Source organism: Streptomyces sp. NBC_00984, from assembly GCF_045162475.1.
Taxonomy (GTDB): Bacteria; Actinomycetota; Actinomycetes; order Streptomycetales; family Streptomycetaceae; genus Streptomyces.
The window spans coordinates 4,346,440-4,368,653 of the sequence record NZ_CP108734.1; the positions used below are offsets into that span (position 1 = coordinate 4,346,440).

The following is a 22,214-nucleotide window of genomic DNA, read 5'->3' on the forward strand; positions in this document are numbered from 1 at the left end:
GAGCCCTCATCGCGGCCGTCCGTCCCGATATCTATGGCGTCTTCAGGGCACGACAGATCTGGCACGCATTTCAGCGGCGTGGCCCGCGTCCTGGTCTCAGTTCTGGTCTCATTCACCGCCGTCCACCAGGGCTCACACCCCAGCCCAGGTCTGAATATTCCGCAGGTCAGGACGTTCCCACCCACCCCCGAACACCCAGGCGAACATTTGGAAAGCGTGTTGGGGGCAACCCCTCACGAGTTCGAATCTCGTATCCTCCGCCATTGCTCTCACCGGGCAATACGTCGAAGGGCCCCGCTGCTTGCTGCGGGGCCCTTCGACGTTCGTAGTCTCATCTGCAGTCTCAACGAGACTCTTCGGAGCCCTCCGCGCCGCTGCCGTCAGCGTCGTTGGCCACTTCCCAGATGAGCCCCCCGACCCGCTGCGCAACGTCGGCGAGGATGCCGCCCGTCACGTGTTGGTACCGCGCCGCCATCGCGGTGGACGACCAGCCCATGATCTGCATCACAACCCGTTCGGGGACACCGAGGATGAGCAGAACGGTTGCCGCGGCGTGCCGGGCATCATGCAAGCGCCCGTCCCGCACCTTCGCATCGGCGAGCAGCCGCTTCCGCGCGTCATAGTCCGTGCTCGGCACCAATGGCGCGCCGACGGGGGAGGTGAACACGAACCCTGACTCACGCCAGTCCTGCCCGGCAATCGCTCGCTCGCGTGCCTGCTCTCTGCGGTGGAGCTCCAGCAGCCTCACCAATTCGTCGGGGACACCGATGACGCGGCGGCCGGCACGCGACTTCGTGTTGGCCGTGTCCTCGTTCTTCCTGACCCGCTTCTTGCAGTAGCCCGGCTTCGTACCGCAGTCGCCCCCGCACCCGCGCAGGTACTTCGGCCTCAGACGGTTCTTCCTGACGCGCAGGACACCGCTGCTGGTATCGAGGTCCGCCCACGCCGCCCGAGCGCTTCACCCTGCCGCAGCCCCAGCGCGAGCGCGATCGACCGGCGGGCGCTGTTCCGGAGCTTGGCGGCCTCGGAGAGGAGACGCTGCACCTCCTCGATGTCGTACGGCTCCACCTCCTCTTCCTCAATCCTCGGCGGAACCGGGACTGTAAAACGTTCGGTGTAACTCCCGATCATGGAAGATGCATCGATGACCAGCAATAACGTGACCGAGGCCGAGTCCGTCGAGCCGTCTGAGACGGTGCCGGCGAAGTCTGTGGACGACCGGCTGATCGATGAATTGGTGGGACGGGCTCAGGCCGAGGGCCTTCAGCTGACCGGCGAGGGCGGGCTGCTCCAGCAGCTGACCAAGCGGCTCCTGGAGTCCGCTCTCGAGGGCGAGATCACCGACCACCTCGGCTATGACAAGCATGATCCGGCCGGGAAGAACGGCGGTAACTCACGCAACGGCACCCGGGCCAAGACCGTGCTGACCGATGTCGGCCCGGTCGAGATAGTCGTGCCCCGAGACCGGGAAGGCAGCTTCGAGCCGAAGATTGTCAAGAAGCGGCAGAAGCGTCTGTCCGGCGTGGACGAGATGGTCATCTCGCTCGCGGCCAAGGGCCTGACGACCGGTGAGGTTCAGGCCCACCTGGCCGAGGTCTATGGCGCCGACGTATCGCGCCAGACGATCTCCACGATCACCGACAAGGTCCTCGAGAGCATGGCAGAGTGGCAGAACCGGCCCCTCGACGCCGTCTATCCCATGATCTTCATCGACGCCATCCACGTGAAGATCCGCGACGGCGCGGTCGCCAACCGGCCCATTTACGTGGCCCTGGCGGTCACGACCGAAGGCCGGCGGGACATCCTCGGCCTGTGGGCCGGCGACGGCGGCGAGGGCGCCAAACACTGGATGCACATCCTCACCGAGATCAAGAACCGCGGCGTGAACGACGTCCTCATGCTCGTCTGCGACGGGCTCAAGGGCCTGCCCGACGCCGTTGAGAACGTCTGGCCCCGCACGGTCGTGCAGACCTGCGTGGTCCACCTGCTGCGGAACTCCTTCCGCTATGCCGCCCGCCAGGACTGGGACAAGATCGCCAAACTCCTCAAGCCCGTCTACACCGCGGCGACTGAGGAGGCCGCCCTCGAGCGGTTCGCCGAGTTCGCCGACGCCTGGGGCCGGAAGTATCCGGCGATCGTGCGGCTCTGGGAGAACGCGTGGGAAGAGTTCACCCCGTTCCTCCGCTTCGACACCGAGATCCGCCGCATCGTGTGCACGACGAACGCGATCGAGTCCGTGAACGCCAGGATCCGCCGGGCGGTCAAGGCCCGCGGCCACTTCCCCAACGAGCAGGCCGCGTTGAAGTGCGTCTACATGGCGATCATGTCCCTGGACCCCACCGGCAAGGGCCAGGCCCGCTGGACCATGCGCTGGAAGACCGCACTCAACGCCTTCGACATCACCTTCGACGGCCGCCTCTCCGCAGCCCGTCAGTAACTCCAACAACCTGAGTTACACCGTTCCTTTGACAGACCCCGCTCACGAACAGCCACTCGCACAGTTGGAAAGCGTGTTGGGGGCAACCCCTCACGAGTTCGAATCTCGTATCCTCCGCCATTGCTCTCACCGGGCAATACGTTGAAGGGCCCCACCGTTCGCGGTGGGGCCCTTCGACGTTGGTGGTCTCAGTCTTGGTCTCGGTTATTTCCGACATTCAAGACATTTAACCCATACGGCGAACGCGCCCTCTGCCGACAATCAGTGGTCACTCAACGACGTGCGGCCCGGCCTCGGCCAGAGGGGCCCCGAAGCGGCTCTCCTCGTGCCATCAGGCCAGCGGGTAGCCCAGGGCCAGGGCGGCCTTGCGGAACGCCGGCAGACGGTCGGGGGAGACCGCAAGGTGGCGCTCGCCGATTCGGGTACACAGCACGCGCAGGCGGCGGTCGCTGACGACGAGGGCTGCCAGTGTCTCGTCCGCGCATTCGATGAGATGGGTCTGACCTGCATCGCGGAGTCGGCCGGTGCGACGGCCAGTGTCATCGAGCAGGGTGGTGACGGTCTGGGGCACGGGGTGCGAGGCGGCCTGGTCCAGGTAGCCACGGAGCTCGTCGAGGGTGTGCCCGCGGTCGAGGGCGTGCAGAAGAGAAGCGGTGGTGAGCGTCCAGACCCGTTCGGTTTTCCGGTCGGAGAAGGCGTCCAGGAGAAGTGTGTCGGCGGAGGGCAGCCCGTCGAGGGCGACGATGTCGAAGTTCGCCAGGACGGTGACGCTGCCCGTCGGGACGGCCGAGCCGGGGTCTTGGGCAGGGGCGTAGTCGCCCGTGAGGCCGGCGGCGTGGGCGCCCAGGGGATTGAGGCGGAGTGCGGACAGGCCGTCGTAGCGGCTGAGCTGGTCGAGGTAGTCGCCACCCCAGTTGTCCCGGTAGTCATCGCGGGCGCCCGCCGGGGGGACGTACTCGATGTCGATGAGGCCGAGCGTGGCGGCGTACTCGAAGAGCACCGCCAGGGTGTACCGGCCCTGGAGGAGGGACCAGCCGTGGTGGCCGTCGTAGCCGAGGCTGCCGTATTGCGGATCCTCCAGGTACAGCTTCCACAGGGCGCGTTCACTGCGGTGGACGGCTGGATCCAGTCCGGCCGCGCGCATGTCTGTGAACAGGCCGTCGATGGACATCCACTCGCCCGGGGTGAGGCCGGCCAGCGCTTGGCCGACGAGCTTGCGGCGCGGTTTGGCGGCGCTCAGGACGTTCGCCGAGCGCTGTCCCTTGATCTCCTCGACGCGGGAGAACTCGTCCAGGAGGCTGTTGTTCAGCCAGCGTTGCCACAGCTGAGGAATGGTCAGGTGCGGTGGCCGGGTCAGCGCGGCCCGTCCGCGCGTGGTCAGCACGAGCCGACCGCCGGTGAGCTGGGCGAGGCCGCCTGCCTGGAGCAGCATCGGCCAGGCGAAGGCGGCGATGGCGTCGTGCGGATAGAAGTCGCCGCCGTCCAGGACGTCGGCGACCGCCGAGACGGTGGCGGTGCTGGGGCGGCGGGTCTTTTCGCTGCACCGCAGCTTCTGCGTCATACACAGGCGCAGCACCGCCAGCAGGTTGACCTGCGCCTCGTGCTCGGTGCGCCGGACCCGTGGAGCGCCGCTGGGCTCCTTTTGCTGTTCGACCGGTATCACTGCTCGTGCTCCCCGCTTCGTGCCGCTCGCGTCCCGTTCCTACAGATGGGCAACGTAGTCGTAGTTGCCCGGACCGCAGGTGCGCTCGAGGGTCTGGACCATCTCGCGCGGGTTGTCGTAGGGGCCGGAGCAGTAGAACGGCTTGCCGTCCCTGCCGAAGCCGATGACGGGCCGGTCGCCGGGCGGGGCACCCAGGTGCACTGCTGCGTCCGCGAAGCCGCCCGCGGGCTCGAAGCCAAGACCGCGGGCGTAGGCGACCGCATCGTGCACGATCGTCTGCGCCTGCTCCACGTCGATCGGCAGCGGCCGATGATCGAAGGCCGAGTAGTACATCGGTACGTAGGTGGTCAGGGATCCGGTCCCCATCGCCTCGGGGTCGGTGACGTTCTTGACTCCCAGGCAGTAGACGTCCACCAGGAACCCGGTGACTGTCACCCTGCTGGCACGTTCCTGGCGGGCCAGGAGAATCTGGGCGAAGCCGCCCGTTCCCGGGTCCGGCTCCTGGCCGAGGGGGTCGGCCGCCGCCCAGTCCGGGGCTTTGGCCATGTCCAGTCCCGCGCTCCAGCCCGCGTTGACCCAGCAGCCCACCACCGGCCGCTCATCCGGCGCGATATTCGCCAGTGCCGCCTCGGCGACCCGTCTGACCAGCGCGGTGGCCTGGGCCGGACGCAGCCACAGCGCCTTCGCGATCTGCTTCGGACCGCTGCCGCGTTCCCTCATCTCCCGGACCCGGGCCAGCAGTTCCTCGTCGCGTGTTGTCACCGTCACAGTCTGGCACCTCCGTGTCGCCCCATGCGAAGCACAGGGTGCGCCGGCGGTGCTGCCATCCTGGGTTCGGGTGATACGGGATACGGGATACGAACCGGAAAAGGCAGGTCGGCGTGGGTGAGACAGTGGGCGGGACCGTCGAGCAGGTGCGAGCGCTGGTCGGTTGGGTCGGCGCGGGCCGCAAGCTGACCCAGACCGGCCGTGTGACGCTTGCCGACGCGCGAGCACTGGTGGAGGTTCTGGACACCGGCGACCGGATGGACCCGGTGATCGGGGACCGTACGTTCAAGACGAAAACCAGCGAGGAGCTGTACCACCTCACACTGCTGGTCGAGTGGGCGAAGGCAGCACGACTGCTGCGGACCGCGGGCGGGCGCCTGCTGCCGGTGAAGAAGAACGCCAGGCTGCTGGACCGCCCCGACGAGCTGCGTGGCACGCTGTTCGCCGCACTGCCGCGCATCGGCCCGGCTGTGACGGTCTCCGGCTGGCTGGAATCCCTACTCTCGCACGAGTACGGCCGGGGTCTGCGGGCGTTGCTGCAGCGGCTGTACGCGACCACCGTCCCGGTGCCACTCAGCGACCTGTACAAGGTGGTGTGGCAGGCGGTCAGCCCGCTGTACGTGCTCGACGACCTGTCTCCCGACCGTCTGGGGCATCTGCGTACCGCCAACGACCACGACATCCAACGGGTCCTGAAGGCCCTGGTCTCCCTGGGCGCTGTCCATCTCGCCGATGAATGCGCCGAGTTGACGGCGGACGGCCGTACCGAGACGGCCCGGATGCGCGGCGAGCCCGAGCCCGGCGACGCGGTGTTGCGGATCCTCGTCGAGCTCGCCGACGTGGACGACCCCCCGGTTTGGCGGCAGTTGCTGGTGCCCGCCGCGATCCGCCTGGACCGGCTTCATTCCGTGATCCAGGACGCGATGGGCTGGCAGAACTGCCACATGCACGCGTTCACCATCGACGGTGTCCAGTACGGCTGTCCCGGCGGCGAACTCGGATTCCGCGACGAGCGCACCGCCACACTGGCCGCCCTGCTCAAACCGGGCGCCCACTTCGTGTACACGTACGACTTCGGGGACTCCTGGAAGCACCTCATCACCGTGGAGCAGGTCCAGACAGCCTCAGCCGGGCTTCACTATCCGTACTGCATGGACGGTGCCGGGACGTGCCCGCCCGAGGACTGCGGCGGCACCCCCGGCTACAGCGATCTCAAAGTGATCCTCGCCGACCCGGCACATGAGGAACACCACGCCATGCTGGTGCGGCTCGGACTTCGGTCCGCCACGGAATTCGCCCCGGACCGTTTCGCACCGGACGAGGCCAACGCGCGGCTGCTGCGCCTCACGGCACCATGAAGGACGAGCCGTCCGGCCACGCCACCGCTCGCGGCCCTGGACACTACCGGCTGGTCCACCGAGCCGGCTACGCCGCGCCGAGACAAGACGTACGGGCCGACCTTGCATCCTGACGTTCAGGTCTTGGGCATCGACTACACGGCGACGAGGCGCACTCTGTCGCCGCACAGCTTCGTCATGTCGTCAATGTCCGAGGTGAGCATGACGACCGGGCGGCGCTGCCGCAGCGCCATCTCGGCCACGGCAGCGTCGATGGCGTATTTGTGACCATGAAGCCCAGCATTGATCAGCATGGCTGACGCAGCTTGCTGTGGGGCCCTTCGACGTTCGTGGTCTCAGTTTCCGTCTCAGTTGGGGTCTGCGGCCCGCTCTGCGGGGTCCGAGCCGGTGTCGGGGCCTGCCTCCTCGGTTGCGTCACCGGCCTGCTTGGCAACGTTCTTCAGCATGGGACCGGTGACGTGCAGGTACCCGGCGCGCATCCGCGCCGAGCCGCCGGGCTCCCAGCCCGTGATCGCGTCGACCACCACATCGGGGACTCCCAGCAGCAGGAGCATGGTCCCGGCGCTGTGGCGTGCGTCATGAAGACGGCCGTCCCGCACGCCCGCGTCGTCCAGAGCTTCTTCCAGTACTGGTAGTCGGTATTCGGAATGAGCGGGCCCCAGTTGGCTGCGCGAAGACGCACCCCTTGTCCTCCCACTCGTCCCCGGCTTGCTTCCGCTCCCACGCCTGGGCGTCCTGGTGCTCCCGGAGGAGCTTGATGATCGGGTCCCGAAGCCCGATGCTGCGGCGGCCGGCACGCGACTTGGTGTTCTTGAACTCGCGGCGTCGGTCGTTCTGCTTCACGGAACGCCCTCGGCGGGGTTTCAGCGGCACAAGGCGGTGTCCACGGCGCGTTCGAGATTCCTCCGGCCCGCCTCGTCGGTGAGCTGCATGGTGACCGCGACGTTGATGGCGCGGCCGTCGTCGGTGGCGCCGCCCCGGGTCTCGTACCCCGGGAAGCTGCCGCCGTGGCCCCAGGAGAGGCCGCCGCACGGCAACGGCCTGCTGACAAGTCCAAGTCCGTAGCGGGCACCGGGGCCGAAGGTCGCTTCGGCGGGGACGGTGGAGCGCATCTGGGCCAGCTGGGCCGAGGGCAGGAGGCGACCGGCCAGGAGTGCGCTGAAGAAGCGGTTGAGGTCGGAGCCGGTGGAGACCATCTGGCCTGCCGCCCAGCCCCAGGAGGGGTCGATCTCCGTGATGTCGCGCAGCGGCGCGTCCGCCGACTCCCGGTAGTAGCCGTGGGGGTGGGGCTCCCGGATGCTCGCGTCACCGGGGGCGGGGAAGTAGGTGTGGCGCAGCCCGGCGCGTCGGACGACGCGCCGGTCGATCTCCTCGGCCAGGGGGCGGCCGGTGACCTTCTGGACGATCAGGCCGGCGAGCACGTAGTTGGTGTTGCTGTACTTCCAACTCGTCCCGGGGGCGAAGTCGGCCGGGTGCTGGAGGGCTGTGGCGAGCAGTTCTCGGGGGGCGTAGTACCGGACGTCGTCCCCGAGGTAATTGCTGTAGTTGGGAAGTCCGCTGGTCTGCTGGAGGAGCTGGCGGACGGTGATGCGCCGTCCGTCGATCCCCTCCCCGCGGACGAGGCCGGGCAGGTAGGTGTCGACGGAGGCGTCCAGGTCCACCCTCCGCTCCGCGACGAGCTGGAGGACGACGACCGCGACGAAGGTCTTGGTGTTGCTGCCGATCCGCACCTGCCCGTCGACAGGTACCGGTGCGCCGGTGGCCAGGTCGCCGAGCCCTGCGGTGTAGGTCCGGGTGCGGCCGTCACGGTCCTTGACGCTCGCCAGCGCGGCGGGCATCCCGTCGTCGCGCACCAGCGCGTTCAGGCTCTGCTGGACGGCGTCCGGCCTGGCGGCGGCAGCAGCGGAGGCGGCGGGCGGGGCGAGGGCACCCAGCGTCATGACGCCGATGGCCACCGCGACCGCGGCGGGCAGGGCCCGTCGCCGCGTGCCCTGCTGCCGGCCCGGCGAGCGAAGCCCTTGCCGTGTCTGTCCACGCATGAGTCAACTCCTGAGGAATCGTTGGATCGTCGTTCGGGTTGCCGGGTTGCCGGGCGCGTGATTCAGCCGCACAGGGCCCTGTCCACGGCGTCCTTCACGTGCTGCGTGGCCGCCTCGTCCGTCGGGATGCTGGTGACCGCGACGTTGGCGGCGCGGCCGTCGTCGGTGACACCGCCCCGGGTCTCGTACCCCGCGATGTCGCCGCCGTGGCCCCAGTAGACGCCGCCGCACGACAGCGGCCTGCTCGTGAGCCCCAGCCCGTAGCGGAGGCCGGAGGTCCCGGCGGGGACGGTCGTGCGCATCTCGGCGAGCTGGGCCGCCGGGAGGAGGCGGCCGCCGAGGAGCGCGGTGAAGAAGCGGTTGAGGTCGGAGTTGGTGGAGATCAACTGGCCTGCGGCCCAGCCTGCGGAGGGGTCCATCTCCGTGAAGTCGCGCAGCGGTCCGTCCGCCGGGTTGCGGTGGTAGCCCTGGGGGTGCGGCTCTCGGATGGTCATCTCGCCGGGGGCGGGGAAGTAGGTGTGGCGCAGACCGATGCGCTTGATGATGCGCCGGTCCATCTCCTCGGCGAGGGGGCGGCCGGTGACCTTCTGGACGATCAGGCCGGCCAGGACATAGTTGGTGTTGCTGTACCCCCACGTCGTCCCCGGAGCCGCGTCGGCCTTGTACCGGAGGGCGATGTCGAGCAGCTCGCGGGGCTCGAAGTACCGGTTCCTGATCTCGTCGTCGTCGACGTGGATGCCGTACTCGGGGAGTCCGCTGGTGTGCTGAAGGAGCTGGCGGACGGTGATGCGGCGCCCGTCGATTCCCTCTCCGCGTACGAGGCCGGGCAGGTAGGTGTCGACGGTGGCGTCGAGGCCGATCTTCCCTTCGCCGACCAGCTGCAGGACCACGACCGCCGTGAACGCCTTGGTGTTGCTGCCGATCCGTACCTGGCCGTCCCTGGGCACCTTCGAGCCGGTGGTCAGGTCGCCGACTCCTGCGGTGTAGGTGCGGGTGCGGCCGTTCCGGTCCTGGACGCTCGCCAGCGCGGCGGGCATCCCGTCGTCGCGCACCAGCGCGTTCAGGCTCTGCTGGACGGCGTCCGGCCTGGCGGCGGCAGCAGCGGAGGCGGCGGGCGGGGCGAGGGCACCCAGCGTCATGACGCCGATGGCCATCGCGGCCGCGGCCGACACGGCTCGTCGCCGCCTGCCGCCCTGCTGCCGGGTCGAGGAACGAAGGCCCTGCCGGGTCTGAGCACGCATGAGTCAACTCCTGGAGAATCGTTTGGTCGGGGCACGATCCTGGTTCCCAGGGCCCTCTGACCGCATCGCGGGAAGGCGGGAGAAATCGCTCCCCCGATCGGGGGAGGCTGCTGGTGGGTTGCCCGGCAATACTGGCGACCATGATCAGGGGAATTCGGCCGCTGCTGCGCGGCTCCACGTATTCGGGTGTGCTGTTCGCCTATTGCGGCGCGCTGGCGAGCCTTCCGCTGCTGCCTTTCGCCCTGTTGCCGGCGCTGTCGTGGCGATCCGCTCCCAAGAGCGTGCAGTTGGTCCTGGTCCTGCTGTTCTGGGCGGTACTGGTCGGCGTGGTCGGACTGGCGCGCCCCGTACGGCGGGCGCTGGTCGTGTCCGCCCGTCGGCTGCTACGGGTGCCGCTGCCGGATCCGGTGGCCGGTCGCCGGACCTCCGGTTCACTCGGCCTTGACCGCTGGCGGACCCCGCTCTGGCTGGTGCTGCACGTGGCCGTCGGGTGGACGGGTGCGCTGGCGAGCGGGGTGCTGTTCATCATGGGCCTCTCCCTGCCGGGGAACTGGCTCGGCGGCGAGGCGCGGGCGAGTCTGTTCGGCACGTCGGTCCGGGTGTCGGGCGGGTGGAGCTGGGTGGTGGCGGCCGTGTGCATCCTGCTGGCGGTGGCCGTCTGCGTACTGGTGACGAAGGCTCTGCGGTGGTCGGCGCCACGGCTGCTGGGGCCGTCGGCGGCCGAACGGCTCGCGCTGGCTGCCGCGCGGGAACTGCTGCTGGCCGAACGCAACCGGATTGCCCACGAGTTGCACGACTCGATCGGGCACACGCTGACGACGGCCACCATCCAGGCGGCGGTGGCGGACGAGGTGCTCTCCGCCGACCCGGCGGCGGCGCGGGCCGCCATGCGCAGCATCGAGGAGTCGACGCGGGCCGCGCTGGAGGACCTGGACTACGTGCTCGGAGTGCTGCGCGAGGAACAGTCGGGGACGGCGCCGACCCGGACCCTGGCCGACCTCCCCGAGCTGCTGGACCGCCTGCGGCACGCGGGGGCGGTGGTGGAACCGGAGCTGTCGGGCGAGCTGGCGCAGGTGCAGGGGACGCTCTCCCGGGCGGCGTACCGGATTCTCCAGGAGGGGTTGACGAACGCGCTGCGCCACGGGGCGGGCGGCCCGATCGAGGTCCGAGTGGCGGCCGGGCCGGACGGACTGGATCTCACGGTGGTCAACCGGACCGGGGCACGGATGGGCCCGGGCCCGGGGGTCTTCCCGACCTCCGGTCACGGTCTGCCCGGACTGGCCGAGCGCGTCCGGCTGCTGCATGGTGAGTTCCAGGCCGGCCCGGACGGGGCGCAGCACTGGCGACTGGCCGTCCGGCTGCCGGTACGGGTGTCGGCGTGAGTGGATCCGACGCGAGCGAAGGCATGGCCCTCCCCGCCGTCACCAGCCCCGCCGTCACCCTCCTGATCGCGGACGACGACGAGGTGACCCGCAGCGGCCTGCGCATGCTGCTCGCCGCACAGCCGGGGATCACGGTGGTCGGCGAGGCCGCCGACGGCGTCGAGGCGGTCGAACGGGCGCGGAGCCTACGGCCGGACGTGGTCCTGATGGACGTCCGGATGCCGCGTCGCAACGGGATCGAGGCCACCCGCGACCTCCTTGCCGAAGCGGCCGAACCGCCCAAGGTCGTGGTGATCACCACCTTCGAGAACGACGGCTACGTCACCGCCGCCCTCAGCGCGGGCGCCAGCGGCTTCGTCCTCAAGCGCCTCCCGGTCCGCCAGATCGCCGAGGCGGTCCGGGTGGTGGCGGCGGGCGAAGCGGTCCTCTTCCCGGCCGCACTGGGCCGCATGGTCGCCGCCCGCCCGCTGGGCTCCGCCGAGGTCCTGCCGCAGGCCGCCCTGACCGGCCGGGAAGAGGAGGTGCTGCGCCTGATGGCCACCGGGCTCTCCAATCCGGAGATCGCGGAGTCCCTCACGGTGAGCCTGGAGACGGTCAAGACCCACGTCGGAAACGTGCTGACCAAGCTCGGCGCGCAGAACCGGACCCATGCGGTCGTGATCGCGTACGAGTCCGGCCTGGTGGTCCCGGGATTCGCCGGCTGACCGGCTTCCGCTCCTCTTCGCGGTCGCCCGCAGGCTCAGTACTGGCCGCGACGTGGCCCCGCCTTGAAGTCCACGGTGTCAGCGATCCTGGCCTCGATGAACGCGGCCGTGGCACCGGGATGGGTGCAGTTCAGCCCGAGTGAGCGGTGTTGTCAGGCTGCGAGGCTGAGTCTGTCCTGGTAGCGGGACTGGTGGACGGGGTACCGCCTGCGTCGGTGATGACGTGGTGCTTCGAGCCGGGCCGGGCACGGTCGACCGGGCTCGGCCCGGTTTTGGGCCGCCCCGACGGGCCTGGTGGTGGGAGCCGTCGATCACCGCCCGGGACCGGTCCAGCTTCCCGGCACGGTGCAGCTCGGTCAGCAGCACCTGGTGCAGCCGGTCCCACACCCCGGCCTCGTGCCAGTCCCGCAGCCGGCGCCAGCACGTCATCCCGGACCCGAAGCCGAGCTCCTGCGGCAGCCACTCCCACTGGATCCCGGTGTGCAGCACGAACAGGATGCCCTGCAGGCAACCACGGTTGTCCAGTGGCAGCCGGCCGGGATGGCGCGGACGCCGCTGTCTGACCGGCAGCAACGGCTCGATCCGCCCCCACAGGTCATCCGGCACCATCCACGGAGGACCGTTCCCCCTCCCCATGACTCGTTCAACGGGCCAGCCAGGAAGGGGATATGGCTACGACCAGGCTTTCCATTAGGTGCTCTGACTCCCGCAGCTGACGGCCTGGGAAATAGGGTGCAGTCGGCTGAGCTGGGGTGATAGGTAAGCGATGTGACAGAGAGTCTTGAGTATTCCGCCCTGCTGCAACTGATCGACGAGCGGTCGGCCGCGTTCCGGAGTGCGGTTGCCGCCGCGCCCAGCCTTGACGCGCCGGTGCCATCCTGCCCCGAGTGGACGTTGTTCGATCTGGTGCAGCACCTGGGTACGGGCCAGCGCTGGTGGGCCGCGATCGTCGCCGCGGGCCCGGCCGAGGCTCCGCCGGCCAAGGATGCCGCGGAGGTGCCGCGCGAGCTCGAGGCGCTGCTGGCCTGGTACGCCGAGTCGAACGAGCTGCTGCTGAGTGCGCTGCGCGAGGCTGGCCCGGAGCACGAGTGCTGGGCGTGGTGGGGCGCCGGCGTGTCGCCGGCGAATGCCTGGGGCGTTGCCCGGCGCCGGGTGCACGAGCTGCTGGTGCACACCTACGACGCCCAGCTCGCCGCAGGCGCCGTGCAGCCGATGCCGGCGGACGTCGCGATCGACGGCGTGGCCGAGTTTCTCGACACCTGCAACTCCACCCCGGCGGCCTGGCCGCACGAGGCCGCCACCATCCACTACCACGCCACCGAGGGCCGCTCCTGGCTCCTCGCGCTGGACGGCACCGGCGCCTGGCCCGCACCCCTCACGGACGACGCCGCGCCCGCCTCCGCTTCGGCCACAGGCACGGCCGAGCAGCTGCTCCTCTTCGTCTGGGGCCGCCTCACGCTGAGCGACCTGAAGATCGAGGGCGACCAGCAGGTGTTCGAGCAGCTGATCGCCTGGGAGCCCGAGGAGTAGCCAGTCAATACCGCCGGCGGACGGCCTCGATGACGTCCGCGTCGGTGAACATCGCGAACAGCTCCGCCTCCGCGCGGCGGACGGCCAGTACGGCCACGTACAGCTCGGGCCCGAGCGCCTCCCACAGCACTGCCGACTCAGCCAGGAAGGGGATATGGCTACGACCAGGCTTTCTGTCCGGTGTGGACGTGGCCTATCGCAAACCGGTGCTCGACGTTCACGGCCGAGTACCCGAGGACATCGACGCCGTGATCCAGGAGACGTCTCGCGATCAGGGCTGATTCGATCAACCACGCCTCGCCTCGGGGATCAGCCGTAGTCTCACTTCTGGTCTCATTCGCCTGCGTCCTGGGCCGTTCAGTAACCACAGGGATCCCGGCCCCGGCAGCAGGCGGATTCGCGGGGCCCTTCGACGTTGTTTGTGTCGCTCTTCCCCGTCCCGGTCGGCTGCCCGCGCCCCTCCCGGTGACGTCGCTACGATCGCCGGTCATGGACTGGCTCGAACGCGCGGCGAAGCTGAGGCAATGGACCGGGAACGGGATACGGGCTCCACACAAGCCCCTGTTGCTCCTGTACGCCCTCGGCCGGTTCCGGGAGGATGCCGACGGCGAGTTGCGGTACAGCGTGGTAGAGAAGGATCTGAAGCGGCTGCTCGCCGAGTACGGGCCGGCCAACCGGACAACGCCCGCCTACCCCTTCCACCATCTGGTCAGCGACGGGGTGTGGGAAGTACGGACCGATCGGGGGACCGGCAGTCCCGGCACCGGGGTGCTGGAGCTGCGGGCGACGGGCGCGGCGGGGCGGTTGGCGCCGGAGCTGCGGGCCGCCCTGCGACGTGAGCCGTCGCTGCTCGGCCGGATCGCCCGGGTGCTGCTCGATCAGCACTTCCCGCCGTCGCTCCACGGCGAACTGCGCGAGGCGGTGGGGCTGGAGCTGGAGCCGGTGGAGTCCGGACCGCTCCCGGCCTGGCGGCGGCAACGGGACCGGCGGATGCGGGAGATGGTGCTGACCGCCTACGAGTACCAGTGCGCCTTCTGCGGCTACGACGGCAGAATCGGCGCGGTGCCGGTCGGGTTGGAGGCCGCGCACGTGCGCTGGTGGGCGTTCGACGGTCCGGACGACGTCGACAACGGGCTGTGCCTGTGCGCACTGCATCACAAACTGTTCGACAAGGGCGCCCTCGGCGTCGGCGAGGGCCACCGCATCCTGGTGTCGCAGGAGTTCGTCGGGCGAAGCCCGGCGGCCCGCGAGCACGTGACAGCGCTGGCGGGCCGCCCCTTGACCGGCCCCCAGCCGGGCACGAGCCCGATCGCGGCGTGCCATCGGTCCTGGCACACCAGGCAGGTCTTCCACGGCGTCCCGCGCCCTGCCTCCGGGGCGTGATCGTCCGGCCCCGCGTGCCCGTGCTCGGGCGACAGCCGATATCGGACAAGGTCGCCTATCGGACAAGGTCGCCCGAATCGCGGTGGAAACGGTCGGGGCAACGTAGAACTCATGGAGGCGGGCGGCTCAGGAGGTCGCGTACGCGGCAGGGCGGGGCCGCGTACGGGACGCACGGGGAAGGCGACGGGTGCTGTCGGACGAGACTTGGCGCGAGATACGGGGCCAGGGGGCGACCCGCACCTTTCGCGAGCGCAGCGTGATGCTGAGGCAGGGGTCCGCGGGGACACACCTGCTCGCCCTCACCGACGGGCTCGCCAAGGTGGTGTGCCGGGAGCCGGGCGGGGCCGTGACCTGGCTGGCCTTCCGGGGGCCGGGCGACCTGCTGGGCGAGGTGTCCGTCTTCCACGGCACCACGCGCACGGCGGAAGTGGTCGCGCTCACCCCCTGCACGGCCGTCGTACTGGAGGCCGAGCGGTTCCGCCGGTTCATCGAACAGCGCGGGCTCGTCATGGACTTGATGCGCCAGGCGCTCTCCAGGCTGCGGGAGTCCGACGCACACCGCACCGAACTGCTGACCCTTCCGCTGGTCGCCCGGCTGGCGCGGGCACTCCTGAGACTGGTCGAACTCACCGCGCCGGGCAGCGAATCGGAGGTCGTACGACTGACCGGCCTGAGCCAGGAGGAAATCGCCCAGGCGACCGGAGTCACCCGCAACGCGGTCATCACCGGACTGCAACGGCTGCGCGAATCCGGGGCTGTGGAGACGGCCCGCAGAACGATCGTCATCAAGGACATGAAGACGCTGCGCGACTGGGCGATGACCAGCCCGGGAGCCACGCCCGCGGTGTCCTTCTCGCCGCCCCCGGCCCGGTGAGCGCGCCCACGCTGTGACGTGGGACACCCGCGGACTGCCCTGCGCTGTGCAGTCGGGCGGACGGAACCGGCGGAACCTCGAATCAGCCGGCCACCGGCTTCGTGACCGTCCCGCCGTCCCGCAGTCCCGCCCTCCACGAGGAGATCACGCATGTCCAGTCCCGTCCCCGCCCCGTACGCCGAGAGCCGTCCGCTGCCTCCCTACCGGGCCCTGTTCGCCGTCGACGCGAAGGACTTCACCGGCCTTCCCGCCGTGCAGCACGGTCCGGTGAGCCAGTTGATCCCCGAACTCGTGGACCAGGCGCTGGACCGTGCCGGGCTCCACGAGCTGCGCGAGGCCAAGCGGTTTTTGGCCAACACCGGGGACGGTGTGGTGTTCGGCTTCGATCCGGCGTTGCTGCCCTTCGTCCTCTGGCCGTTCCTGGGCGTGCTCGACGACACGCTCGGCGCGTACAACAAGCAGTGCGTGGGCCCCCGCATCCGGCTCCGGGCCAGCGTCCACGTCGGACCGCTGCCGGACGCGGACCGTCCCGGCGACGGCAACGGCACCGCCCGCAACGACACGCACCGGCTGCTGGACTCCCGTCCGGTCAAGGCCATCCTGACCGCGGCGAGCGAGCAGGTCACCCACCTGGCGGCGGTCGTCTCCCAGCGCGTCTACGAGGACGTCGTGCTCGGCGGGTACACCGGACTGCACCCCGACCGCTGTGTGGAGGTCCCGGCCACCGTGGAGGGGAAGAACTTCTCGCAGCGGGCATGGCTGTACGTCCCGTCGCCGTCCGGAAACCTCGTGCAGGCCGGCGTGCGACCGCGCGAGGAACCCGCGCCGCCGGCCGGCACCTCCGCCGACCGGGAACAGGACCCGGCGGCGTCGCCCGGCACGCACTACAGCGGCAACACGCAGCACGTGGGCGAGGGTGCCGCCGTGATGGGAAGCGTCGGGCGGGACGTCACGTACACCGGCGGCTCCACCACGTACCACGGCACCAACCAGCACTGGGGCGGCGGCGACAACGTTTCGGGCGACAAGCGGGTCGGTGGCGCCGGGGACCCCCGGTGAGCGCCGGCGCGGACACCACCACCCCCGGCCCGGACGACGAGGATTCCGAAGGCGGCCCCGGCCCGGGAAGCTCCTACCGCGACAACCAGCAACGGGTGGACCAGGGCCTCGCGATCATGGGCGGAGTCATGGGCGACGTGTTCTTTGGAACCCCCGACGAGGACGTCAGCGAGCGCATCCGCAAACCCCGGCTGCGGGAGGGCCCGTACCCCGCGGACGACGTGCGCGCCCGTCTGCGCGGGTTCGTCGAACCTCCGACCCACACCCGGTGCCGGAAGGTGCTGGACAGCCACCTCCTGGTCCTGCGGGCCGGGAGCGGCACGGGGGCGGGCACGGCCGCGTTCGCGCTGCTGGAGGAGCGGTACGGGGCCGACGGCATCACCGGTCTGGACTCGCCCGACGACCTGTCGCGGTGGAGTCCCAAGGAGCGGCGCGGCTATCTGCTCCAGGGACTGTCCCCGAAGGCCGCCGACCTGCTCGGTGAAGTCGCGCTCACCGCCCTGGCCTCGCTGCTGCGCCGGTCGGGCGCCCATCTGGTCGTCACCGTACGGATGGAGACGGCGCTGCCCGGCGACACGCTGCCCTGGCAGGTCACGCACCGCCCGCCGCCGCCGGCCGAGGTGGCCGTGAAGCGCCTGAGCACCATGGCCGAGGCGGGTGAACTCACCGCCGGTCAGGAGGCCGACGCGCTGCGGCACCTCGCTTCGCCGGACTTCACCGGTCAGCTGGACGCGCACCCGCTGCCGGGGGACGGTGTCGCGGTGGCGCAGGGGCTGCGCGACCTCGTCGTTGCGGGGAAGTCCGCCGCTTCCGTACTCGCCGACCTGCGCACCGGCAGCCCCGCGGCGGCCCGCAAGGCCCTCGCGGAGGCACGCGACCGGGCGGACCTGATCTCGCTGATGGCGGCGATCTCGCTGCTGCCCGACCAGGACCGTACGATCGTCGAGCGGTTCGGCGCGATCCTGCGCCCCCACATCGACGGCCGCGGCGGCCCGGCACCGGCAGTGGCCGGGGGACCTGGGCACGGCAAGGGGGCGGCGGCCCGGCACGATGTGCTCGGGCCGGCCTTCGAGGACCGGCTGGCGGCCGTCGGCGCGCGCCTGCTGCCGCCCCGGTACGGAGCGGCGCAGCGCTATCCGGTCCAGCCGGTCGACTTCTCCGGACGGCACCGGTCGGACGCCCTGCTCCGGTCGCTGTGGCTGGAGTACGAAGGCATGGCGGAGCTGCTGTGGAAGAGCCTGGACGAGGCTCCCCATCATCCCGGCGTCGAACTGGCGGCGGGCGAGGCGATCGGGAAGGTGCTGGCCCACGCGACCGGTCCGGACACCCTGCGCCAGCTGCACCCCTTCGCCGCGTCGGACAAGCGCTGGCGCCGCCGCCTGGTGGCCAACGCGCTCGGCGAGATGGTCCAGCACCCCGCCCTCACCGGAGCGGTACGGGAGCAGTTGCGGCAGTGGAGCCGGGCCGCCCCCGTCGCTCTCCGCTGCACCGTGGCCGAGACCTGTGGGGGCAGTTACGGCCTGGCCCGCCCCGCCGCCGCTCTGAAGCTCCTGGACACCGTGCTCGGCAGAGCGGGAGAGAAACTGGAGGTCCCGATGCGCACCGCGGTGTCCTTCGCTCTCAGCGCCCTTCTCTCCGAGGACGCCAACCATGCGCTCGTCCTCGACCTCCTGCGGGAGTGGCAGGGAGCCGGTCCGGGCACACCACGTCATGGCCTGGCCGTTCACGCCGTCGAATCGATGAGCAGGGACTCCTTCCCCCTGCCCAAGGCTCCGGGCGTGCGGCGGGTGCGTCTCGCCGAGCTGCTCGCGATCCACCCCGAACGGGCCCGCGGCCTCGTGGTCGCGGCCCTGGACGACCCCGCCACCCACGAAGCGGTGGCGGCGGGCCTGTTCCTGATCGAGAGCGATCCGGAGCTGCGGCGGCGGACCGCCTTCCCGCAGGTCCTCGCCGACCTCGCCGCGTCGGCCCGGAACCACCGCGGCGTCCTGCGCTTCGTCCTGCGTCACCACCGTTCCCGTACGGCCTCGACGGAAAGGCTCGCCTCATGACCGGCCCGCTCATCTCGCCGCTGGACTCCTCGGTGGCCTGGCAGTTGTTCCGTCTCCGGTTCGGGGCCCCGGAGGGCCGGGCCCTGGTGTTCCTCGCAGACGGCGGGGACGACGCGATGGTGCCGCCCCGGGACGGTGACTACTGGGGCTATCCCCGGCCCACGCGGCGCGAGGTGCGTGAGGGGGAGTTCTTCGACATCGTGTGGGTCTCGCTCGCGGAGCGGCGGATCTCGGTCGACATCCCTCGCCGACCGCCGAAAGCCCCGGCCCGTTACGGAGTCGTCTGGAAGATCAGCAACCCGGTCGTCGCGGCGAGGAACCGGCTCACCGAGGAGCGGGCCCGACAGCTGGTCGTCGGCCACATCAACGGGAACGCCACGTTGCCCGGTGTCCCCGACCCGTTGCGGACGCCGCCGCCCCACTTCGGCACGACCGAGGTGGAACCTCCCGGCCGGCCGAGGGCGATCGACGGCTCCGGCCTCACCTACTGGTTCCTGGACCCGCCGGCCGCACTCCTGCCCACCCCCGGCACCGGCGCGGCACCCACTCTTCCGTCGGGCTTCGGCGAAGCCCATCGTGAGGCGTACCGCTTCTACCGGGAGGTCGTCGCGGGCGGCCCGGTCGGCCTTGCGGCCCTCTGGCTGCTGCACCGGCCGGAAGAGGCGAAGGACGTGCTCGACTGGACGGTGACCCATCGGGGTTTGCTCTCCGACCGGAACGACTGGGAACACACCCTCGCGGCGGCGCTCCAGTCGCTGACACCGGAGGACCGGAGCTTCGTCGGCGCCAACATGGCGCGGGTCCTGAGCGACGTGGGCGTCCCGCAGGGCGACGAGGTGCTGCGCAGGATCGGCCACACCGATGCGGCGCGGGACGAGGGGACGGACCCGTACGGGAAACTTCGGTGATCCCGCGCCCAGCGGCCCGATGAACGGGTTCGCGTCGAGAGCACGAAGGGGGACACAAAGGCACGGGCACGTGGGTACGTCACGTGGACACATGCAGTCCCCGGTAGTCCTTCTCGGTGCCGGGACTTCCAGCCGTCGCTGAAAGCTCCGTGCCCGGAGGAGCTGCCGGGGGCCTGGCCAGAGCCGACGAGGGGGTCACTCGGTCGACGGGACGTCTCCGTCGGCGGTGCGGCTCGCTCTGGTTTTCTGGTGTATTGAAGATTCTCCTCCCAATTTCTCGCTGGTCAAGGGGTTTGATAACTCTTTCTCAGGTATGGCCGGGATCGAGAGGGTGTGTGATCACCGTCACCTCGTTTCTTCGGGTTCGGTGTCGTCCGGATGCGGGGTGCCGGGCGTATGCCGGGTGAGACCGAGGAGATCCAGGAGTTGTTTGTTGACCGTCGAGGAGTTCGAAGAGTTCTACGCGCAGACGGCTGCCCGGCTGACCGGGCAGCTGTTTGTCATGCTCGGCGACCAGCACGAAGCGCAGGACGTGGTGCAGGAAGCTTTCGTCAAGGGCTGGAGCCGGCGGCGCCAGCTCGACCGTGACGGGCAGCCCGAGGCGTGGATCCGTACGGTCGCCTGGCGGCTGGCGGTGAGCCGGTGGCGGGGGCGGCGCCGTACGGCGGATGCCTGGCAGCGCAGTGGTGCCCCGCCGCATACGGAGGCGCCCGGACCGGAGTCGGTGGCGTTGGTGGAGGCGCTGCGGGCGCTGCCGCCCAAGCAGCGCCGCACGCTGGCGCTGCATTACGTGTGCGATCTGACCGTCGAACAGATCGCCGCGGAGACCGGTCTGGCGGCCAGCACCGTCAAGACGCATCTGGCCCGGGGCCGGGCCACGCTCTCTCATCGTCTGCAGGATCCGCGTACCGAGGAGTGGCCCTGTGTCTGAACCCCATGACCCGCTGAGGTCCCTGTTCAAGGAAGCCGCCGCCGCCGGCCAGGCCCGCGCGCGGTCCGCTCCGTCCTCGGTCATCACCGAGCGCGGGGAACGAGTGCGCAGGCGCCGGATCGTCGCGCTGGCCCTGGGGGCCTGCCTGGCCTTCTCGGGCACGGGCGCGGCCGTGGCCTCGCTGGTGCCGGACAGCACGGGCACCACCGTCCCCGCCACCACTCCCTCGCCCGCTCCCTCGCCCCGGCTCTCTCCGTCCCCGGTCTCTCCGAGCTCCTCGAGCTCCTCAAGCTCCTCAAGCTCCTCGAGCTCCTCGCCCTCCTCGCCGCGGACCAGTCTGCCGCCGTCGGGCACACCCTCCGACCGCCCGACCACATCACCGCCCTCGCCCACCAGGAGCGTCACCTTCCCGCCTCCCTGACCTCCCGCCGCTCCCCCGACTTCGTGTGCCCCCGGTGCCGCCCTGCCGGGCCATGCGGTGTGCACTGAACCGACCCAGGAGATTCTGTTGTGATCCTTTCGACCCCACAGCGACCGCGCGAGCATCCGCCCGTCGGGGCCAGGACCGCTCCCGGCGTGCCCCGCGACGCCCCGTCGCCGGGCATGGAGCCGGACATGGAGCCGGGCACGACCCCGGGTACGAACCCCTTCGCCCGGCTGTTGCTCCGGATCGGGCCCGCCGACCGCGAGGTGCTCTGGCTCTACCTGCTGACCCGGGTGGGCATCTGGACCATCGCCTACTGCACCCGCTGGATGTTCCCCGACGAACCGGGGACCCATCACGCCGCCTCGTTCTTCTCGTCGTGGCAGCGGTGGGACTGGTGGCACTACCTGCACATAGCCCAGCAGGGCTACTTCCCGGGCCAGTCCGGCCCCTGGACATCCGGCTGGGACAACAGGGAGGCCTTCTTCCCCGGCTTCCCGTTCCTGCTGCGGGCCGTGCACACCGTCGTACCGAGCTGGCCGGCCGCCGGTGCGCTGATATCCCTCGTCGCCGGCGGCGTCGCCGTGCTGGCCCTGGCCCGTATCGCCCGGCTGCACCTGCCCCAGGCCGAAGCCGGGCAGCGCGCGGCCCTGTTCTTCCTGCTCTCCCCCTGCGCGGTCTTCCTGGCCGTCGGCTACACCGAAGCGCTCTTCCTCGCCCTGGCCCTGCCCGCCTGGCTGGCCGCCCAGCGCCTCAACTGGCCGCTCGCGGCCGTCCTGACGTGCCTGGCCACCACCGTCCGGGTCAGCGGCCTCTTCCTCGCCGCGGCCCTCGCGGTCCACTTCCTGATGACCGCGCGCACCCCCGCCCACTGGCGCCGTCTGCCCTGGCTGGCGCTGCCCGCCCTGCCACCGTTCCTCTACAGCTGGTACCTGCACGCGCACACATCCGACTGGATGGCCTGGAAGCACGCCGAGGAACGCGGCTGGTACCGCGACTTCCACGCCCCCTGGGAAGCCTGGAAGAACACCTGGCACGCCGCCTTCGGACACTCCCAGGCCACCGGGTACGCCCTGATGTGCCAGGCCGAACTCCTCACCATGCTGGTCGGCATCGTCCTGTGCGGCCTGCTGGTCCGGCGGCGGCGCTGGGCGGAAGCCACGTACATCGCGCTCAGTCTGTGGGCGCTGGGCACCTCCTACTGGTACACCTCCATTCCCCGCGCGACCCTCCTGTGGTGGCCGCTGTGGACCGGTCTCGCCGCCTGGAGCCTGCGAAGTCCCCGCGTCAAGACCGCCTATCTCGCCGTCGTGGCACCCCTGATGACCGTCTTCGCCGTCACCTTCCTCTCCGGACGCTGGGCCGGCTGACCCGCCCGCGGCCGGGGCGGCTCACCCTCCCGGCCGGTCCGGGTGGCACCGGGGCCCGCGCGGGTGCTTGCTGGTCCCGGGGTGTGCCGGTC

At 70.5% G+C, this 22,214-nt stretch carries 21 protein-coding genes and 2 pseudogenes; 13 read left to right on the forward strand and 10 right to left on the reverse strand.

Annotation, left to right across the window (positions count from 1 at the left end):
* Positions 1-343 precede the first annotated feature (343 nt).
* Together OG520_RS19265 and OG520_RS19270 are read right to left on the reverse strand one after the other, a co-directional pair.
* The gene (locus tag OG520_RS19265; RefSeq protein ID WP_406013977.1) at positions 344-748 is read right to left on the reverse strand and encodes a tyrosine-type recombinase/integrase; all 405 of its coding nucleotides are present in this window, start codon (positions 746-748) and stop codon (positions 344-346) included.
* A 140-nt stretch (positions 749-888) separates the two neighbouring features.
* Entirely contained in the window at positions 889-1,131 is a 243-nt protein-coding gene (locus tag OG520_RS19270; RefSeq protein ID WP_406013978.1) for a hypothetical protein, read from the reverse strand.
* Positions 1,132-1,144: 13 nt separating this feature from the next.
* Between OG520_RS19270 and OG520_RS19275 the strand changes: the two genes are divergently transcribed.
* Positions 1,145-2,437 carry an IS256 family transposase gene (locus OG520_RS19275; protein WP_331737304.1) on the forward strand — a complete coding sequence of 431 codons (1,293 nt, stop codon included), beginning with the start codon at positions 1,145-1,147 and terminating at the stop codon, positions 2,435-2,437.
* 331 nt (positions 2,438-2,768) lie between these two features.
* Here OG520_RS19275 and OG520_RS19280 read toward each other — a convergent pair whose 3' ends face one another.
* Entirely contained in the window at positions 2,769-4,100 is a 1,332-nt protein-coding gene (locus OG520_RS19280) for a helicase-associated domain-containing protein (protein ID WP_406013979.1), read from the reverse strand.
* A gap of 39 nt (positions 4,101-4,139) precedes the next feature.
* Complete coding sequence (locus tag OG520_RS19285) at positions 4,140-4,862, reverse strand: hypothetical protein (protein WP_406013980.1); 723 nt, start codon at positions 4,860-4,862, stop codon at positions 4,140-4,142.
* Positions 4,863-4,981: 119 nt separating this feature from the next.
* On the opposite strand from OG520_RS19285, the gene OG520_RS19290 reads away from it, so the two are divergent.
* Positions 4,982-6,226, forward strand: coding sequence for a plasmid pRiA4b ORF-3 family protein (locus OG520_RS19290; RefSeq protein WP_406013981.1), 1,245 nt, complete (start codon positions 4,982-4,984; stop codon positions 6,224-6,226).
* Between the two features lie 134 nt (positions 6,227-6,360).
* Here OG520_RS19290 and OG520_RS19295 read toward each other — a convergent pair.
* From OG520_RS19295 to OG520_RS19310, 4 genes and pseudogenes are all read right to left on the reverse strand, one after another.
* A pseudogene (locus tag OG520_RS19295) lies at positions 6,361-6,534 on the reverse strand (DNA-binding protein); the annotation flags it as partial.
* Between the two features lie 39 nt (positions 6,535-6,573).
* Positions 6,574-6,780: a hypothetical protein gene (locus tag OG520_RS19300; RefSeq protein ID WP_399332153.1), complete on the reverse strand. Its 207-nt coding sequence runs from the start codon at positions 6,778-6,780 to the stop codon at positions 6,574-6,576.
* Positions 6,781-7,089: 309 nt separating this feature from the next.
* Entirely contained in the window at positions 7,090-8,265 is a 1,176-nt protein-coding gene (locus OG520_RS19305) for a serine hydrolase domain-containing protein (protein ID WP_406013982.1), read from the reverse strand.
* Positions 8,266-8,327: 62 nt separating this feature from the next.
* On the reverse strand, positions 8,328-9,506 hold the full coding sequence (locus OG520_RS19310) for a serine hydrolase domain-containing protein (RefSeq protein WP_406013983.1): 1,179 nt from the start codon (positions 9,504-9,506) through the stop codon (positions 8,328-8,330).
* A gap of 140 nt (positions 9,507-9,646) precedes the next feature.
* On the opposite strand from OG520_RS19310, the gene OG520_RS19315 reads away from it, so the two are divergent.
* A complete protein-coding gene (locus OG520_RS19315) occupies positions 9,647-10,888 on the forward strand; it encodes a sensor histidine kinase (protein ID WP_406013984.1) in 1,242 nt (413 codons plus the stop codon).
* A gap of 23 nt (positions 10,889-10,911) precedes the next feature.
* A complete protein-coding gene (locus tag OG520_RS19320; RefSeq protein ID WP_399332298.1) occupies positions 10,912-11,592 on the forward strand; it encodes a response regulator in 681 nt (226 codons plus the stop codon).
* Positions 11,593-11,788: 196 nt separating this feature from the next.
* Here the strand turns inward: OG520_RS19320 and OG520_RS19325 are convergent.
* A pseudogene (locus tag OG520_RS19325) lies at positions 11,789-12,228 on the reverse strand (transposase); the annotation flags it as partial.
* Between the two features lie 132 nt (positions 12,229-12,360).
* Between OG520_RS19325 and OG520_RS19330 the strand changes: the two are divergent.
* The gene (locus OG520_RS19330; protein ID WP_406013985.1) at positions 12,361-13,122 is read left to right on the forward strand and encodes a maleylpyruvate isomerase family mycothiol-dependent enzyme; all 762 of its coding nucleotides are present in this window, start codon (positions 12,361-12,363) and stop codon (positions 13,120-13,122) included.
* Positions 13,123-13,126: 4 nt separating this feature from the next.
* Here the strand turns inward: OG520_RS19330 and OG520_RS19335 are convergent, their stop codons facing one another.
* On the reverse strand, positions 13,127-13,252 hold the full coding sequence (locus tag OG520_RS19335) for a hypothetical protein (protein WP_406013986.1): 126 nt from the start codon (positions 13,250-13,252) through the stop codon (positions 13,127-13,129).
* Between the two features lie 359 nt (positions 13,253-13,611).
* On the opposite strand from OG520_RS19335, the gene OG520_RS19340 reads away from it, so the two are divergent.
* From OG520_RS19340 to OG520_RS19375, 8 genes are all read left to right on the forward strand, one after another.
* Positions 13,612-14,505 carry a phosphorothioated DNA-binding restriction endonuclease gene (locus OG520_RS19340; protein ID WP_406013987.1) on the forward strand — a complete coding sequence of 298 codons (894 nt, stop codon included), beginning with the start codon at positions 13,612-13,614 and terminating at the stop codon, positions 14,503-14,505.
* A gap of 187 nt (positions 14,506-14,692) precedes the next feature.
* Positions 14,693-15,379: a Crp/Fnr family transcriptional regulator gene (locus OG520_RS19345; protein WP_406013988.1), complete on the forward strand. Its 687-nt coding sequence runs from the start codon at positions 14,693-14,695 to the stop codon at positions 15,377-15,379.
* 150 nt (positions 15,380-15,529) lie between these two features.
* Complete coding sequence (locus OG520_RS19350) at positions 15,530-16,438, forward strand: hypothetical protein (RefSeq protein ID WP_406013989.1); 909 nt, start codon at positions 15,530-15,532, stop codon at positions 16,436-16,438.
* Positions 16,435-18,489, forward strand: coding sequence for a hypothetical protein (locus OG520_RS19355; protein WP_406013990.1), 2,055 nt, complete (start codon positions 16,435-16,437; stop codon positions 18,487-18,489). Before OG520_RS19350 ends, OG520_RS19355 begins: the two co-directional genes overlap by 4 nt.
* Complete coding sequence (locus OG520_RS19360) at positions 18,486-19,397, forward strand: hypothetical protein (protein WP_406013991.1); 912 nt, start codon at positions 18,486-18,488, stop codon at positions 19,395-19,397. Before OG520_RS19355 ends, OG520_RS19360 begins: the two co-directional genes overlap by 4 nt.
* Before the next feature lie 433 nt (positions 19,398-19,830).
* Entirely contained in the window at positions 19,831-20,328 is a 498-nt protein-coding gene (locus OG520_RS19365; protein WP_399332172.1) for a SigE family RNA polymerase sigma factor, read from the forward strand.
* Positions 20,321-20,749, forward strand: a complete 429-nt coding sequence (locus OG520_RS19370; protein ID WP_406013992.1) for a hypothetical protein — start codon at positions 20,321-20,323, stop codon at positions 20,747-20,749. Before OG520_RS19365 ends, OG520_RS19370 begins: the two co-directional genes overlap by 8 nt.
* 182 nt (positions 20,750-20,931) lie before the next feature.
* Complete coding sequence (locus OG520_RS19375; protein ID WP_406016519.1) at positions 20,932-22,122, forward strand: mannosyltransferase family protein; 1,191 nt, start codon at positions 20,932-20,934, stop codon at positions 22,120-22,122.
* Positions 22,123-22,214 lie beyond the last annotated feature (92 nt).